The sequence below is a fragment of the Alteromonas sp. AWM4_230 genome (genome assembly GCF_056158305.1).
On the sequence record NZ_JBSWTB010000001.1, the window covers coordinates 375,001 to 389,855 of the forward strand.

The window sequence follows — 14,855 nt, forward strand, 5'->3', positions numbered from 1 at the left end:
TTCAATTTTGTCAGTATATAAGCATCTGTTAGCGGGGAGTTGGATACGTAATATCAATATTGCTTAACTACATTATATAGAGGTCTATCACGCATTATGAAAACGAGCGTCATTTTTACAACTTATAATTCACCCGCGTGGTTAGAGAAAGTACTATGGGGTTTCTTCGAACAAACTGCAGATAACTTCGAAATTGTTATTGCGGACGACGGCTCTCGTGAAGACACTAAAGCACTTATCCAACGTCTGAAGCAAGACACAGATATACCTATCAAACACGTTTGGCAAGAAGACGATGGTTTCCAAAAGTGCCGTATCCTTAATAAAGCTATTGTAGCCTCTGAGGGCGAATACTTAATTTTCACAGATGGCGACTGCATTCCTCGAAACGACTTTGTAGAGCAACATCTAAGACTATCAGAGAAAAATACCTATCTTTCTGGTGGGTATTTCAAATTACCCATGAGTGTAAGTAAAGCAATCACACGTGAGGATATCGTAAGTCAGCGAGCATTCAATGTGGATTGGTTAGTTAGTAAAGGTTTAAAAAAGACGCATAAAACGATGAAACTCACTGCAAGAGGCGCCTGGGCAGAGTTCTTAAATAAGATAAGCCCGGCTCGCCCCACTTGGAATGGTCATAGCGCTTCATGTTACAAAGAGCACATTCTGGCAGTAAACGGTTTTGAGGAAACTATGCAATATGGTGGTCAAGATTGCGAATTTGGCGATCGATTAGTTAACTATGGCCTAAAAGCTAAACGCATACGTTATTCCGCTGTGTGCATACACCTTGACCATAAACGCGGATATGTTACGCCAGAAATGCTACAGAGAAGCAAAGCAATACGTGAAGATACAAAGAAGAATAAAGTAATAAAGGCACGTGTAGGAATAGAAGAATCATCACAGTAAAACGGTAATAAACAAGAGTTGCTCTAATGCATAAACCAATTGATAGTTTCAAAGGTGTCTCACCTACTTTAGGAAAGAATGTCTATATTGATGACTCGGCAAGGATAGTCGGTGATGTAGTATTAAAAGATGATGCCAGTATTTGGCCATTGGTTGCTGCACGCGGTGACGTGAACAAGATTCGTATTGGCGCTCGCAGTAATATACAAGACGGCAGTGTTTTGCACGTTACACGTAAATCAGAGAAAAACCCTGATGGATTTCCACTTATTATTGGTGACGACGTTACCGTTGGGCACAAATGTATGCTGCATGGCTGCCAATTAGGTGATCGTATTCTGGTCGGTATGGGCGCTATTGTAATGGATGGTGTTGTTGTTGAAGACGATGTGCTCATTGGCGCAGGTACATTAGTACCGCCAAACAAAAGATTAGAGAGCGGATTTCTTTATGTAGGAAACCCCATGCAAAAGAAAAGGCCACTCAACGACGCTGAAATGGCATTTCTAAAACAGTCTGCCGTAAACTATGTGGTATTAAAAGATGAGTACCTAGAAGAAGCGAACTAGTTTCGCTTCTCACTTTGCTCAACAATATCTCTAACCTGTTTCACAATGTCCGAGGTATCGGGGCGCTTTTGTGTCCATATATAGAAAGCTTCTGCCGCTTGCTCAACCAGCATCCCTAACCCATCTATTTGCGTTTTGACACCAAGCTCGGCCGCATCTCTCATAAACCGCGTGGGCGAGTTTTTATATACCATGTCGTACACCACTTCACAGTGTTGTAAAACACCATCAGTTAAACTACACGGCAACTCGTTGCTTAGACTAGCAGCTGTTGAATTGATAATAATATGAGGTGCTATCGTTGCGATATCTTCTAGGGACACCACCTGCACTTTAGCGTTAGACGCAGCGCTTGCGACTTCCTCAGCTTTTGCTTTCGTTCTGTTCGCAATAATTAGTGAAGCAGCACCCGCTTTTAATAACGGAGAAATAACACCACGGGCTGCGCCGCCGGCACCAATAAGCAACACGCGCTTACCCTTAATTTCCACACCGCTGTTAAGCAAGTCGTTTACCAGCCCTACACCATCAGTGTTGAATCCCCATATTTCACCGCTGTCACCATTCATTAGCGTATTAACAGCTTGTGCATCTTTGGCTGCTTGGTCATCTACCTTTGCCAAGTTGAATGCATCAAGCTTAAAAGGCATGGTGACGTTACAACCTACAGCGCCTTCCTGAGCTAAAAACGCGTTGGCGGCATCTACAAAACCGTCTACTGGCGCAAGTATCTTTTCATAAGAAATCTTTTCTCCCACTTGTTCAGCAAACATTTGATGGATAGTTGGTGATAAACTCTGTGCAATAGGATTTCCGAATACAGCGAATTTTTTCATGGGAATACGAGACTTATTTAATATAAAGAAGAAAAACGATAATCGTGCTTCGCAGAGTACACCATATGAACGTATAGGTGGAGAGGAGAAAGTGCGGGAATTAGCAAATACCTTTTACGACATTATGGAGACCGACCCATTAGCAAATGAACTACTTGCTATTCACCCTCAGCCATTAGACAGAATTCGTCATGTATTCTTTTTATATTTGAGTTTATGGCTGGGTGGTCCTGATGATTATCAGCAGCAATTTGGACACCCCCGTTTGCGTGCACGCCACCTTCCCTACACAGTAACTCCAGAGTTAAAAGCACAGTGGATGTATTGTATGCGAAAAGCCATGTTTAAAACGGTAGAAGATATCGCGTTAGCTCAAAAGTTGATAGACGCACTTGATCAACTCGCCAATCACATGGTGAATACAAAATAAAAAAGCGCGTTGAAAGGATTAACCTTTTAACGCGCAACTCCCCTGTTACTGTCTACGCTCTTTATGGCGCATAAAGTAGTGCAATTGTGAAAGCCTCATAGTTAATAAGGCGTGAAACTAATAATTAGAATGTGTAACCCACCGATAAGGTATACACCCAAGGGTCTATTTCAATATCACTTACCTTTCCAGCAGCATCTCCCACTTTAAAGGTGGCTTCTGTATCTATATCAATGAATCGAACCGATGCATTGACGTGCCATTTGGTATCAATTTGGTAATCCATTCCCACCTGAGCTGATACACCAAATGAATTATCAAGGGATAGGTCGCTTAAGCCAGCTGTTTCATTCGCACCTGTAAACTCTTCATCAAAGATAAAGGTATAGTTGATACCAGCACCAATGTACGGCTGAAATGCAGAGCTGGCATCATTAAAATAGTAGTTTGCGGTAAGCGTAGGTGGAAGATGTGTGACTTCACCAAGCTGATTACCCGTCCCTAAGGGATCAGCAACAGAAAAATTAACGTCGTGCTTAAAGGGCGTTGCGGCAAGCAGCTCAATATTAATATTGTCAGTAATAAAGTACGCTACATTTAAACCTAACTGAGTATCGTTATCGATATTAAGGGCCACGCCAAGATCAGTTCCACCCGCTACGATGTTAGAAGTCGATTCGTCAGGAGCAACGGTAGTAAGACCGCCACGAACAATCCAGTCGCCCTGTTGATGAGCGTTAGCTAAAGGTGAAAGTGCAGCAAGTGTAAGACAAAGTGCAGATGCAGATAAAAAGTGTTTGCGCATGATGTGTCTCTTTTGTGTTTAACTAAGATGGCGCTACTTTACGCCCTTGGTTAAGAGAAACATTGATCCAGCGCAAGCTTAATAACTCATTGAAACAAAGATGATATTCGGACTTGATGCAGATCAAAAAAACGCCGCATTGATGTTAATGCGGCGTTTTTTAGTCATTGAAGATGAGTGCTGTTATAGGCGGTACGCTTTAGAATTTAAGCGCAGCCTTAGTTAACTAATTGATCACCAGTCAGTAGGCTTTAACCAGTCAGTTAACTTAGCTTCAGCGCTACCCGGTGCGGGTGTATAGCAATACTCCCAGCGGGCTAACGGCGGCATCGACATTAAAATAGACTCTGTGCGCCCTCCGGTTTGTAATCCAAACAGGGTACCCCGGTCGAATACTAAATTGAATTCGACATAGCGACCTCGGCGATAAAGTTGGAAATCACGCTCTCTTTCACCGAAATCGGTTTGCTTACGACGTTCAACAATAGGAACGTAAGCATCGATGAAGCCATTACCAACAGCCTGCATAAACGCAAATGACTGTTCAAAGCCCCATTCATTCAGGTCGTCGAAGAACAAACCGCCCACTCCGCGAGTTTCATTGCGATGCTTTAAGTAAAAGTAGTCGTCGCACCACTTTTTATACTTAGGATAAACATCATCGCCAAACGGCTTACATAATTTCTTCGCGGTATCATGCCAGTGCACAACGTCATCTTTGAACGGATAAAACGGCGTTAAGTCAAAACCACCACCAAACCACCAGATAGGTGCTTCACCTTCTTTTTCCGCAATGAAAAAGCGAACGTTAGCGTGTGACGTTGGGACATACGGGTTATGTGGGTGAATAACAAGTGACACGCCCATTGCTTGAAAATTTCTTCCCGCAAGCTCAGGACGATTTGCCGTTGCTGATGCAGGCATTTGGCTGCCAAACACGTGTGAAAAATTAACGCCGCCTTGCTCAATCACCGCACCGTTTTTTAAGACTCGAGAGCGACCACCGCCGCCTTCTTCACGCTTCCAACTATCCTCGACAAACTGACCTTTCCCATCGGCGAGCTCGAGGGTTTGGCAAATGGTGTCCTGAAGCCCTAGTAGATAGCTTTTTACTTGTTCTATTACTTCAGCGGCGTTTTTACCGTCCACTAATTCTGCTGACGTCATGCTCTTATTACCTCTGCCGTGTCACCATCGCGAATGGTACTGGGTTTAGTTGCACCGCCTACTGAACCGTCAACGTAGAAAACGGAATCAGCGAATACGGCTTTTGCTTCTTCAGTGGTGATGGCTGGCGGTTGACCTGTTAGGTTAGCACTTGTAGAAACAAGTGGCTTCCCTAACTTATTGCACAGCTCAACTACTACTGGATGATTAGTTACGCGCACAGCTATTTTATTATGCTTGCCGGTTAACCAAACAGGCGCCGATGTCGACTTAGGTAATAGCCATGTATTAGGGCCAGGCCAGCTAGAGAAAATATCGGTGCGTCGGTGTGGTCGTATGGCGTTGTCGTTGACATAGGGCAATAGCTGACTGTAATTGGCAGCTATTAAAATAACGCCCTTTTCTACTGGTCGTTGTTTTATCTCTAACAACGCATTTACCGCTGCTTCATTGTCCGGGTCACATCCAATGCCCATTACCGCTTCGGTTGGATAAACGATTAAACTTCCCGCTTCAAAAGCGGCAACAACAGGGTCTACTTCAGACGAATTAGCCTCAACGGGTGTAAACGTATTCACGTTCCCATTTTGGGTATCAGACATGGTTTTGATCTCTACGTATAGTTCTTCGTGTAGTTCTTTGTATAGTTACTTTTTAAAGCCACAAGTAGGCTGAGGGCACTGTAACTGTCCCTTTTTATCTATCAATACTCCCCAACCGCAGTCTGGGCAGCTTTCATTTACCGGCGTGAAATTTAGCACATATCGACATTGTGGATAATGGTTGCACGCAAAAAACTGTTTACCGTATTTGTTAGTACGCGAGATCAGGTGCCCTTTCTTGCATTTTGGGCAATCTACCAAGGTGTCTTCTTTTTCTTTAATAGGCTCTATGTGATGGCACGTAGGAAAATTTGTACAGCCAATAAACATACCAAACCGCCCCTTTTTTATAGCAAGGTCAGAAGCACATTCGGGGCAAGCTATACCATCTAAGGTTTTAAGAATAGTGGTTTGTTTATCGTGAAGCGGCTTACTAAAGTTGCATTCAGGGTAGCCCGTACACCCAATGAACGGGCCTGATTTACTGTTCTTTATATGAAGGGGCTTGCCGCACTCTGGACAGTCTCCGAAGTTATCATCTAGAGCATGCTCGTGCGCTGAAAAAAGTGAGTGGTCTATTTTAGACATGTATTAGACGTTAAGGCCTTAACGCGCTGTAATTTCACAGCGCATTTTGTAAGTAAAGATTTAAGTATCAGTGACTACGACTGCATTAATGCAGAACGCCATCTGGCTCTTCGAACAAAAGATCTTCCATTTGCGCGTAGGCTTTCTCTTTGCCAGGTACGTTGAATAGTACCATTAGCACAACCCACTTCAGGTCTTCTAAACAGAATTCATTGGAATCGATTTCCATAACCCTGTCTATCACCATTTCACGTGTGGAAGCATCTAGTACATTGACCTGTTCTAAGAACATAAGAAAACCACGACATTCCACATCTAAACGCATCTGTTCTTCGTGGGTGTAAATGCGGCTTAAGCTAGTGCTAATCCCTTTACAAAAATACGGTTTAATATCCGTTTCCTGCAGAGCCGCTAGCTTTTCTAACCATGCGAGGGCTTTATAAATCTCATCGTGATGGAAACCTGCGCGCACAAGCTCTTCCGTTAACTCGTCTTGATCAACACGAATTTCCGTTTCACTGTGAATGAAGTTTTCAAACAGATACATGAGGATATCGAACATATTATTTTCCCCTCAATTTAATGTAACCACCAGGGACAGCGGCTACTAAACCACGCAACTCATATTCTAATAATGATGCCATTGCTTGCGATACTGATAAGGCATTGCGCTGGGCTATAACATCAATAGCGGTGATGTCATAATCCACACTAGCTAATAATTTATCGGTTGCCAAGCTATTCGCTGCACTTTTTTCGTTTTGCTCGTTTACATCCAAGCCCAGTTGCTCAGGTTGAAAACCAATTTCATCAAGAATATCGTTAATATTAGTTACTAATTTGGCGCCCTGTTGGATTAACCAATGGCAGCCTTCAGAGTACGCGTGAAAGATACTACCAGGCACAGCGAATACTTCTCGCCCCATATCTGCGGCCAAATTCGCAGTTATCAAGGTGCCACTCTTAATTTTTGCCTCTACCACCAAGGTTCCAAGTGATAATGCTGCGATAATTCGGTTTCTTCTAGGAAAGTGCCAAGGCTTAGGCCCCTGCCCCGGAAAGAACTCTGTGACGGTAACGCCTTTGTCATTATTTATTTCCTCGTAGAGCTTGTGATTTTTCGCGGGGTAGACCTTTTCAGGCCCCGTCCCCATTACTGCGATTGTCCCTGCGTTACCACACAAAGCGCCTTGATGCGCTGCACTATCAATGCCCATAGCAAGACCGCTTGTTACTGCAACCCCATTACTAGACAACCCTACTGCAAATTCACTGGCGATACGCTTACCCTGAATGCTAGCCCTTCTGCTACCCACAATGGCAATTTGCGGGCTCGACAACAAAGTACTATCCCCCGTTGCAAATAGCACTAGGGGTGGACTGTCCAATTGCTTTAACGATTGGGGGTAGTATGAAGACGAATAAGAAATAATGTGTCTATTATCAGTTGCTTGTTCCCATGAGAAGGCAGCATCAATAAGTGGCTTTGATATTTGATTTACGAGCTGCTTCACATCGTCGGGAAGTGATGATGCATTACCTACTAAATCAGCAGGAGATAGTTGATAGTGTTCAAGGGACTGTAGCCAGATTTTAGGGGAGGTGCCCTGAGCCGATGCTAGTGCTATCCATGCAAATAGCTCGCTGTTTGATTGAGAAGTATGCTGTTTCATTGTCGCTCCTTTAAAAGCGACAATGAAACCTATAGCGTCTAAGGCTTAGCAACAATAAAGCCGCGCTTAATTCCTTTATTCGCTCGTGTTATTAATCCATAGCTTGCCGCATCGAATGTTTTAAAAACAATCACTTCACCTACTTTGAGCGCGGGTTGTGCTACCGTATCGATAAACCACTCACCACCGTTTTTAGCACCGGGTTCATCAACGTAACGCGGGCTATCTTCATCAATAATGGCTGGGCCTTGAGCATACAGCCCCAATACTGTGCCTGGTGCTACATCCATTGCACCAAGGTCAACAATGACAACGTCATATTTGCCAAGTAAGTCGTGATCATGCAAATCACCCACGACCGCTCCTCGTTGTGAGGTAGCAGGCGTAAGCTCGAAACCTTCTGGATGAGTAAAGCCACCGGCCATCAATTTGTCACCACGTTTTGCTTCTTGATTGGCGTCATCAATAAACAGCAGCATGGTGTCGTCTGACTGGTCTTTCTCTACCAATGAAGCATTGGATATATGAGTGACCTGAATGCCCAGCGTTTCTCCATCTAGGTTTTTGATAGTAGCGTGCTTTCTAATCACTCTGTACTGATCGTCAGTACTGAATTGTTGCTGGCTAAGCACAAAGTCATCTGAAGCAAACCTTACATTTCCGTCTTGGTTACCTAGGAGTCGAGGTAAGGTTGAATAGTCGTCTTCGTCTAGCAACATATGCTGTCTAACAAAAGGAGATATAGTAGTCCAAGACAGGACGTCAACAGGTTTTGGCTTTATTCGCTTATCGGTAGACGGTGAAAGGTTGTAGGCTAGCTTGTCGCGTTTTACGCTTAAGACAGGCTGACCATCAATGTAACCTAAAACGATGACATCACCGGGATAGATGAGATGAGGGTTATCTATTTGCGTATTCGTTCGCCATAGCTCTGGCCATAGCCAAGGCTCGTTTAGAAAAATACTCGCAATTTCCCATAGGGTGTCGCCACGCTTCACCGTATAGGTTTCAGGCGCAGTGTCTTTTAATTGAAGCGCGAACGCAGGCAAAGACAAAAGCACTCCAAAAATAAATATTGCTGCACGACGCGCGTATGTTAATCGCTTTTTCAAATTGACCACCTGCAAATTATTCACTGTCATTTATTGTTGATTTTTCAGACAATAGCACTATATCGGCAGAAGTACGTATTCTTATAGGGTTTAGGCAAAAAACTGCACGAAACCACCCGATATACGTTAGAATAGTAACTTAATAAGCACTGTAAAGCGTGCTGGCAATTAGATCGTATATGAATTTATACAGCGAAAAGGTGAAGTAAGCGAGAAATGGCAATTTTAGACGTATTAAGTTTTCCTGATGAACGTCTTCGCACGGTAGCTAAACCCGTAGAAGAGGTTAACGACGAAATTAAACAATTGGTATCGGACATGTTCGAAACCATGAAAGACGAGAACGGTATTGGCCTTGCAGCGACGCAAGTTAATCGCCACGTTCAAGTTGTTGTAATGGACGTATCGGAAGATCAAAACGAGCCTCGCGTATTTATTAACCCTGAAATTATTCGTAAAGATGGTTCCACAATTAGCGAAGAAGGCTGCTTGTCTGTACCGGGTAACTACGCCAAAGTTGAGCGCGCTGAAGCAATAACGGTGAAAGCGTTAGATGAAAACGGGGACACTTTTGAATTGGACGCCGAAGGCCTGCTGGCTATCTGTATTCAACACGAACTCGATCATTTAAAAGGTAAGCTTTTTATCGATTATTTATCGCCACTTAAGCGCCAACGTATTCGTAAAAAGCTTGAGAAAGAAGCGCGGCTTGCCGCAAAAGCGTAGGGAATAACGTGACGACTCCATTAAAAGTGATTTTTGCCGGTACTCCGGATTTTGCGGCTAAACATCTATCGGCGTTGCTAGAGAGTGAGCACGAGGTTATTGCAGTCTACACTCAGCCTGATAGGCCCGCTGGACGAGGTAAGAAACTCACAGCCAGCCCAGTTAAAGTGCTCGCTGAAGAAAATGCCATTCCTGTGTATCAACCTCAGTCGTTAAAAGCGCCAGACGCACAAGAAGAATTAGCCTTGCTAAATGCCGATTTAATGGTGGTAGTTGCTTATGGCCTAATATTGCCTACTGCTGTGCTTAATGCACCTAGACTAGGTTGTATTAATGTCCACGGTTCTATTTTGCCAAAGTGGCGTGGCGCAGCTCCAATTCAGCGCGCTATATGGGCGGGTGACGCAGAAACCGGCGTAACTATAATGCAAATGGATGAAGGTTTAGATACCGGCGATATGCTTCACATAGCCACATTACCTATCACGCCTGAAGACACCAGCGCCACTTTGTATGAAAAGCTTGCAGAACTAGGGCCACAAGCGTTAGTTGAAGTCGTCGATAACTTTGAAAACTATACGCCCACCAAACAAGATGATTCTTTGGCTACCTATGCGAAAAAGCTTTCTAAAGAAGAAGCGCTTATCAATTGGGCAGACGATGCCGAGCAAATAGAACGAAATATTCGCGCCTTCAACCCTTGGCCGGTAGCGTGGATGAAGGTAGAAGATCAGAATGTGAAGGTGTGGTCAGCTACCGTTGTAACACTAGATAAAGAGGTTAAGCCAGGTACTATAATCAGTGCTAATAAAGAAGGCATAACCATAGCAACAGGGCGCGATGCACTTTGCATCACATCACTTCAAATTCCAGGTAAAAAGGCGCTACCAGCGTCAGACGTCATCAATGCTCGCCAAACGTGGTTTGAAGTGGGTCGTTGTCTGACACAAGCGGACTAAACGTGAAACCATTACCCCTTCCCAAGCAAAAAAACCTGCGCGCAGATTGTGCGTGGGTCATTTATCAAATTTTAGAGCAAGGCAAGTCGTCGCGTGAATGCCTAGAACGCGTTCAGCGCAGACACAACGCCAAAGACAACGCATGGATTCAAGAAATGTCGTTAGGGGTAATGCGTCGCCTTCCCCTTTTACAGCACTGGCTACGCTCTTTGCTAGATAGACCCTTAAAGGGAAATAAAAAGGTTATCGAGCACCTTATACTTCTTGGCTTGTACCAGCTTAACTTTTCACGAGTTAGTAACCATGCTGCAGTAGGTGAAACCGTTGCTGCAGCGTCTTATTTAAATGCAGCAGCGCTTAAAGGCTTGGTAAATGCGGTATTACGCAATTTTCAGCGAGAGAACCTTGCCGACAAAAACGTTGATGATGCCATTATAAACAGCGGTTTACCTAAGTGGCTGTTTAAGGCAATAGAGACCGCCTATGGCGCCGATGCCGACCAAGTGCGTAGCGAAACTAACGCTATGGCTCCCATCTGGCTTCGTGTAAATAAGCTGCAAACAACATTGGCAGCATTCACCGAGGCGCTAGATAGTGTTGGCGTCGAATATACCCTTAGCGACAATCACGCAGATGCAGTAATTCTGGCTAAACGTGAAGACATTACGTCCCTGCCTGGCTTTGATAAAGGGCACTTTGCGGTGCAAGACGGTGCAGCTCAATTAGCCGCACACTACTTACAGCCGCAAGCTAGTGAGCGTATTTTAGATTGTTGCGCCGCACCAGGTGGTAAAACCGGGCACATTGTAGAATGCGAACCGGATACTGAGTACGTGTTGGCACTTGATGCCGACGCTACACGCCTAAAACGCGTAGAAGAAAACATGACGCGTCTTAAACACGTTGTGGATATTAAGCAGGGTGATGCCGCTAATCCAAAAACTTGGTGGGACGGAAAGCCCTTCGATAGAATATTATTGGATGCCCCCTGCTCTGCTACTGGCGTTATACGACGCCACCCAGATATTCGCTGGCTTCGAAAATCCAATGACATCGACAATTTAGCGCGGCTACAACGCCGCATATTAGATACGCTGTGGGGCCTATTAAAACCAGGCGGCACCTTGCTTTATGCAACCTGTTCTATTTTACCAAAAGAGAACATGGCGCAAATACAGCAGTTTCTAGCCGACACGCCAAACGCCAAGTTATCGCCTGTAGTGAAAACAGAAACCATAGACAAACCTGGACGTCAGATTACGCCGGGGGAAGAACAAATGGATGGTTTCTATTATGCGAGGCTGGTAAAGTCGTCAGACTAAGTTTAATAGTTGTGCAGGTTACATTGTGATGACCTGCACAGATATGAAGGCAAAATAATAACGATGAAGATCATCATTTTAGGGGCCGGACAAGTAGGCGGAACTCTTGCTGAAAACCTAGTAGGTGAAAATAACGAAATTACCGTTATTGACTCTGACCCCACTATTCTTCGCGCGCTGCAAGACCGCCTTGATTTGCAGGTTGTAACAGGTGTGGGTTCACACCCAGATGTATTGCGCAAAGCCGGTGCGGAAGATGCTGATATGCTGATAGCCGTAACCAATAGTGATGAAAGCAACATGCTAGCCTGTCAGGTTGCCTATAGCCTTTTCAAAACGCCCACAAAAATTGCCCGTGTACGCTCAGAACAATACATTATTTACCAAGAGCAGCTATATAAGCAGCAAGACATTCCGGTAGACCACATTATTGCCCCAGAGCAACTGGTAACCAAAGCAATTAAACGCCTCATTGATTATCCCGGTGCCCTTCAGGTTGTTGAGTTTGCAGAAGGCAAAGCAAGCCTGGTAGCCGTTAAAGCCTATTATGGCGGCTTATTAGTAGGCCACGCGTTATCTGCGCTTAAAGATCACATGCCTAATGTGGAAACCCGGGTTGCAGCTATTTACCGTCGCGGCCGCCCTATTCGACCATTGGGAACGACCGTTATAGAAGCAGATGACGAAGTATTCTTTATTGCCGCCACCAAGCACATTCGTGCAGTAATGAGTGAGCTTCAAAAGCTCGAGTCTAGCTACAAGCGAATTATGATAGCCGGCGGTGGTTTAATTGGCGCAGGGTTAGCGAAGAAGCTTGAACACAATCATAACGTTAAGCTTATTGAATACAGCCCAGAGCGGGCAAAGTATTTATCTGCCAACTTAGATAAAACCATTGTCTTCAGTGGTGATGCATCTGATCCTGAATTACTCAGTGAAGAGAATATCGAACAGGTCGATGCCTTCATTGCGGTAACTAACGACGATGAAGCGAATATTATGTCGGCCATGCTGGCAAAGCGCATGGGCGCGCAAAAAGCCATGGTGCTTATTCAGCGAAGTGCTTATGTAGATCTCGTTCAGGGTGGCGAGATAGACATTGCGTTTTCACCACAACAAGCCACTATTTCGGCACTACTTACGCACGTACGCCGTGGAGACATTGTTAACGTTTATTCTTTACGTCGTGGCGCGGCAGAGGCTATTGAAGCCATTGCTCATGGTGATGAAAACACATCTAAAGTGGTTGGCAGACAAATTGGCGACATCAAGCTACCTCCTGGTACGACTATCGGTGCTATCGTTCGCGACGAACAGGTAATTATTGCCCATAGTGATACCAAGATAGAAGCGAACGATCACGTTATTTTGTTCTTGGTGGATAAGAAGTACATCAATGATGTAGAAAAGCTGTTCCAGCCCAGTGCATTCTTCTTTGGCTAGCGCTATACCCCTCTTTAATAAAGCTTCGCAAAGATATCAGAGTACAGTGATTCGAATATAGACTCATAGAACAAAGGGCGATAATTATCGCCCTTTTTTCTAGATATTAGCTTCGCCAGAACGTAGGCGAGAACAGTACCAGTAATGAAAAGACTTCTAGTCGACCAAACACCATCCCAGTTACTAAGATCCATTTGCCTGCATCAGTTACATCGGCATAGTTTGCTGCCACACTGCCTAGGCCTGGGCCTAAGTTATTTAGCATGGCCGCCGTTGCAGTAAAAGCACTCAGGTTATCTAAACCTGTCGCAATTAGGCCTATCATTATTACCACAAATACTACGGCGTAAGCCGAGAAAAACCCCCATACAGCTTCTACCACTCTGTCGGGCATAGCACGGTCGCCAAACTTAACACTGTACACGGCTTTAGGGTGGATAAGTCTGTCTACTTCACGCTTGCCTTGTAAAAACAATAAGCACACACGTACTACCTTCAAGCCACCACCTGTGGAGCTGGCGCAACCGCCTATGAAGCTAGAAAAAATAAGCATTATGGGTAAAAACGTAGGCCATACAGAAAAGTCAGTAGTGGCGAATCCGGCCGTGGTGCTAATGGACACTGCCTGAATCATAGCCTGATCTAGAGCTTGCTCTGCTGAACTATAGTAGCCTGATAGAGTGAGTACTAGAAAGCAAATACCAATTAGCGACGCTTGAATAATAAAGAAGGCTTTGAATTCAGGATCTTTAAAGTAGCCTTTCACTGAGCGTGAACTTACCGCGGCGTAGTGCAGCGAGAAATTCAGCGCAGCAATAAGCAAAAAGACCGTACAAACCACGTTTACCATGGGGCTGTTGAAGTACCCTAAGCTCGCATCATGGTTAGAAAACCCACCAATGGCTACGGTTGAGAATGCATGGCATATAGCATCGAATACATTCATACCTGAAAGCCAATATGCACCCGCGCACGCGATGGTTATAGTTAGGTAGATATACCATAGATGCTTTGCCGTATCGGCAATACGCGGCGTCATCTTATTATCTTTAACCGGGCCGGGTGTCTCTGCTCGATACAGCTGCATGCCCCCAACACCAAGAATAGGTAATATGGCAACGGCAAGTACGATGATACCCATACCGCCTAGCCACTGAAGTTGCTGCCGGTAAAATTGTACTGAATGAGGGAGAAAATCTATCCCTTCGATAACCGTAGCACCTGTGGTCGTCAGGCCAGAAAACGATTCAAAAAAAGCATCGGTTACTGTCATGCTAGGTTGTTCAAGCAAGATAAGTGGAATTGCACCCACGCTTGCCAGTACTGACCAAAACAGCGCGACTATTAAAAACCCTTCTCTCGCTCTTAAATCATTTTTTTGCTGACGATTGGGATACCACAAGGCCATGCCGCCAATGACACAGAATATAAAAGCGAGAGTGAAAGGAAGACCGCTGCCATCTTGATAAATCAACGACACAATAGCTGGTGGGATCATGGTTACGCTAAAAAGCGCTATTAGTAACCCGAGTATTCGTATGATGGCACGGTAGTGCATTGTTTATTATGCCTTTATTTTTATAGCGCGCATAAGGGCTTAAGCGCCCTAGTTTTAATGATTTTTTGAACTGACTTCAAAAAAACAAACGTCGTTACCTCAAACAAAAAAGGTAAAACTCAATGTGTTTCGTATAGGGTTTTGATTATA

General features: G+C 44.5%; 16 protein-coding genes. 7 read left to right on the forward strand and 9 right to left on the reverse strand.

The genetic code is table 11. The annotated features are described in order from the left end of the window. The first annotated feature begins 96 nt into the window (after positions 1–96). Positions 97–915 (forward strand): glycosyltransferase family 2 protein, encoded by an 819-nt coding sequence (locus tag ACXACS_RS01575; protein ID WP_474803248.1) that lies wholly within the window; start codon positions 97–99, stop codon positions 913–915. Positions 916–941: 26 nt separating this feature from the next. Next, positions 942–1,484: a gamma carbonic anhydrase family protein gene (locus tag ACXACS_RS01580; RefSeq protein WP_474803251.1), complete on the forward strand. Its 543-nt coding sequence runs from the start codon at positions 942–944 to the stop codon at positions 1,482–1,484. Here ACXACS_RS01580 and aroE read toward each other — a convergent pair. Further along, the gene (gene aroE, locus ACXACS_RS01585) at positions 1,481–2,320 is read right to left on the reverse strand and encodes a shikimate dehydrogenase (protein WP_474803254.1); all 840 of its coding nucleotides are present in this window, start codon (positions 2,318–2,320) and stop codon (positions 1,481–1,483) included. The two genes, ACXACS_RS01580 and aroE, sit on opposite strands and share 4 nt — an antisense overlap. On the opposite strand from aroE, the gene ACXACS_RS01590 reads away from it, so the two are divergent. After that, positions 2,319–2,750, forward strand: coding sequence for a group II truncated hemoglobin (locus tag ACXACS_RS01590; protein ID WP_474803257.1), 432 nt, complete (start codon positions 2,319–2,321; stop codon positions 2,748–2,750). The two genes, aroE and ACXACS_RS01590, sit on opposite strands and share 2 nt — an antisense overlap. 124 nt (positions 2,751–2,874) lie before the next feature. Here ACXACS_RS01590 and ACXACS_RS01595 read toward each other — a convergent pair whose 3' ends face one another. From ACXACS_RS01595 to ACXACS_RS01625, 7 genes are all read right to left on the reverse strand, one after another. Further along, a complete protein-coding gene (locus ACXACS_RS01595; protein WP_474803260.1) occupies positions 2,875–3,555 on the reverse strand; it encodes an OmpW family outer membrane protein in 681 nt (226 codons plus the stop codon). A gap of 234 nt (positions 3,556–3,789) precedes the next feature. Next, on the reverse strand, positions 3,790–4,722 hold the full coding sequence (hemF, locus tag ACXACS_RS01600; protein ID WP_474803263.1) for an oxygen-dependent coproporphyrinogen oxidase: 933 nt from the start codon (positions 4,720–4,722) through the stop codon (positions 3,790–3,792). Beyond that, positions 4,719–5,324, reverse strand: coding sequence for an L-threonylcarbamoyladenylate synthase type 1 TsaC (gene tsaC, locus ACXACS_RS01605; RefSeq protein WP_474803266.1), 606 nt, complete (start codon positions 5,322–5,324; stop codon positions 4,719–4,721). Before tsaC ends, hemF begins: the two co-directional genes overlap by 4 nt. 45 nt (positions 5,325–5,369) lie before the next feature. After that, complete coding sequence (locus ACXACS_RS01610) at positions 5,370–5,912, reverse strand: DNA topoisomerase family protein (RefSeq protein WP_474803269.1); 543 nt, start codon at positions 5,910–5,912, stop codon at positions 5,370–5,372. Positions 5,913–5,997: 85 nt separating this feature from the next. Further along, a complete protein-coding gene (locus tag ACXACS_RS01615) occupies positions 5,998–6,474 on the reverse strand; it encodes a DUF494 family protein (RefSeq protein WP_014947732.1) in 477 nt (158 codons plus the stop codon). Between the two features lies 1 nt (position 6,475). Then, positions 6,476–7,585, reverse strand: coding sequence for a DNA-processing protein DprA (gene dprA / locus ACXACS_RS01620; protein WP_474803274.1), 1,110 nt, complete (start codon positions 7,583–7,585; stop codon positions 6,476–6,478). 38 nt (positions 7,586–7,623) lie between these two features. After that, positions 7,624–8,697, reverse strand: a complete 1,074-nt coding sequence (locus ACXACS_RS01625) for a LysM peptidoglycan-binding domain-containing protein (RefSeq protein WP_474803277.1) — start codon at positions 8,695–8,697, stop codon at positions 7,624–7,626. A gap of 216 nt (positions 8,698–8,913) precedes the next feature. On the opposite strand from ACXACS_RS01625, the gene def reads away from it, so the two are divergent. The 4 genes from def to trkA all read left to right on the forward strand — a co-directional run bounded on the left by def (position 8,914) and on the right by trkA (position 13,147). Beyond that, the gene (gene def, locus ACXACS_RS01630) at positions 8,914–9,423 is read left to right on the forward strand and encodes a peptide deformylase (protein ID WP_474803280.1); all 510 of its coding nucleotides are present in this window, start codon (positions 8,914–8,916) and stop codon (positions 9,421–9,423) included. An 8-nt stretch (positions 9,424–9,431) separates the two neighbouring features. Continuing rightward, positions 9,432–10,382 carry a methionyl-tRNA formyltransferase gene (gene fmt, locus ACXACS_RS01635; protein ID WP_474803283.1) on the forward strand — a complete coding sequence of 317 codons (951 nt, stop codon included), beginning with the start codon at positions 9,432–9,434 and terminating at the stop codon, positions 10,380–10,382. 2 nt (positions 10,383–10,384) lie between these two features. Continuing rightward, complete coding sequence (gene rsmB / locus ACXACS_RS01640; RefSeq protein WP_474803286.1) at positions 10,385–11,704, forward strand: 16S rRNA (cytosine(967)-C(5))-methyltransferase RsmB; 1,320 nt, start codon at positions 10,385–10,387, stop codon at positions 11,702–11,704. Between the two features lie 63 nt (positions 11,705–11,767). Next, positions 11,768–13,147 carry a Trk system potassium transporter TrkA gene (gene trkA / locus ACXACS_RS01645; RefSeq protein WP_136782368.1) on the forward strand — a complete coding sequence of 460 codons (1,380 nt, stop codon included), beginning with the start codon at positions 11,768–11,770 and terminating at the stop codon, positions 13,145–13,147. A 106-nt stretch (positions 13,148–13,253) separates the two neighbouring features. On the opposite strand, the gene ACXACS_RS01650 is transcribed toward trkA, so the two are convergent. Further along, positions 13,254–14,705 (reverse strand): TrkH family potassium uptake protein, encoded by a 1,452-nt coding sequence (locus tag ACXACS_RS01650; RefSeq protein ID WP_474803290.1) that lies wholly within the window; start codon positions 14,703–14,705, stop codon positions 13,254–13,256. Positions 14,706–14,855: the final 150 nt, after the last annotated feature.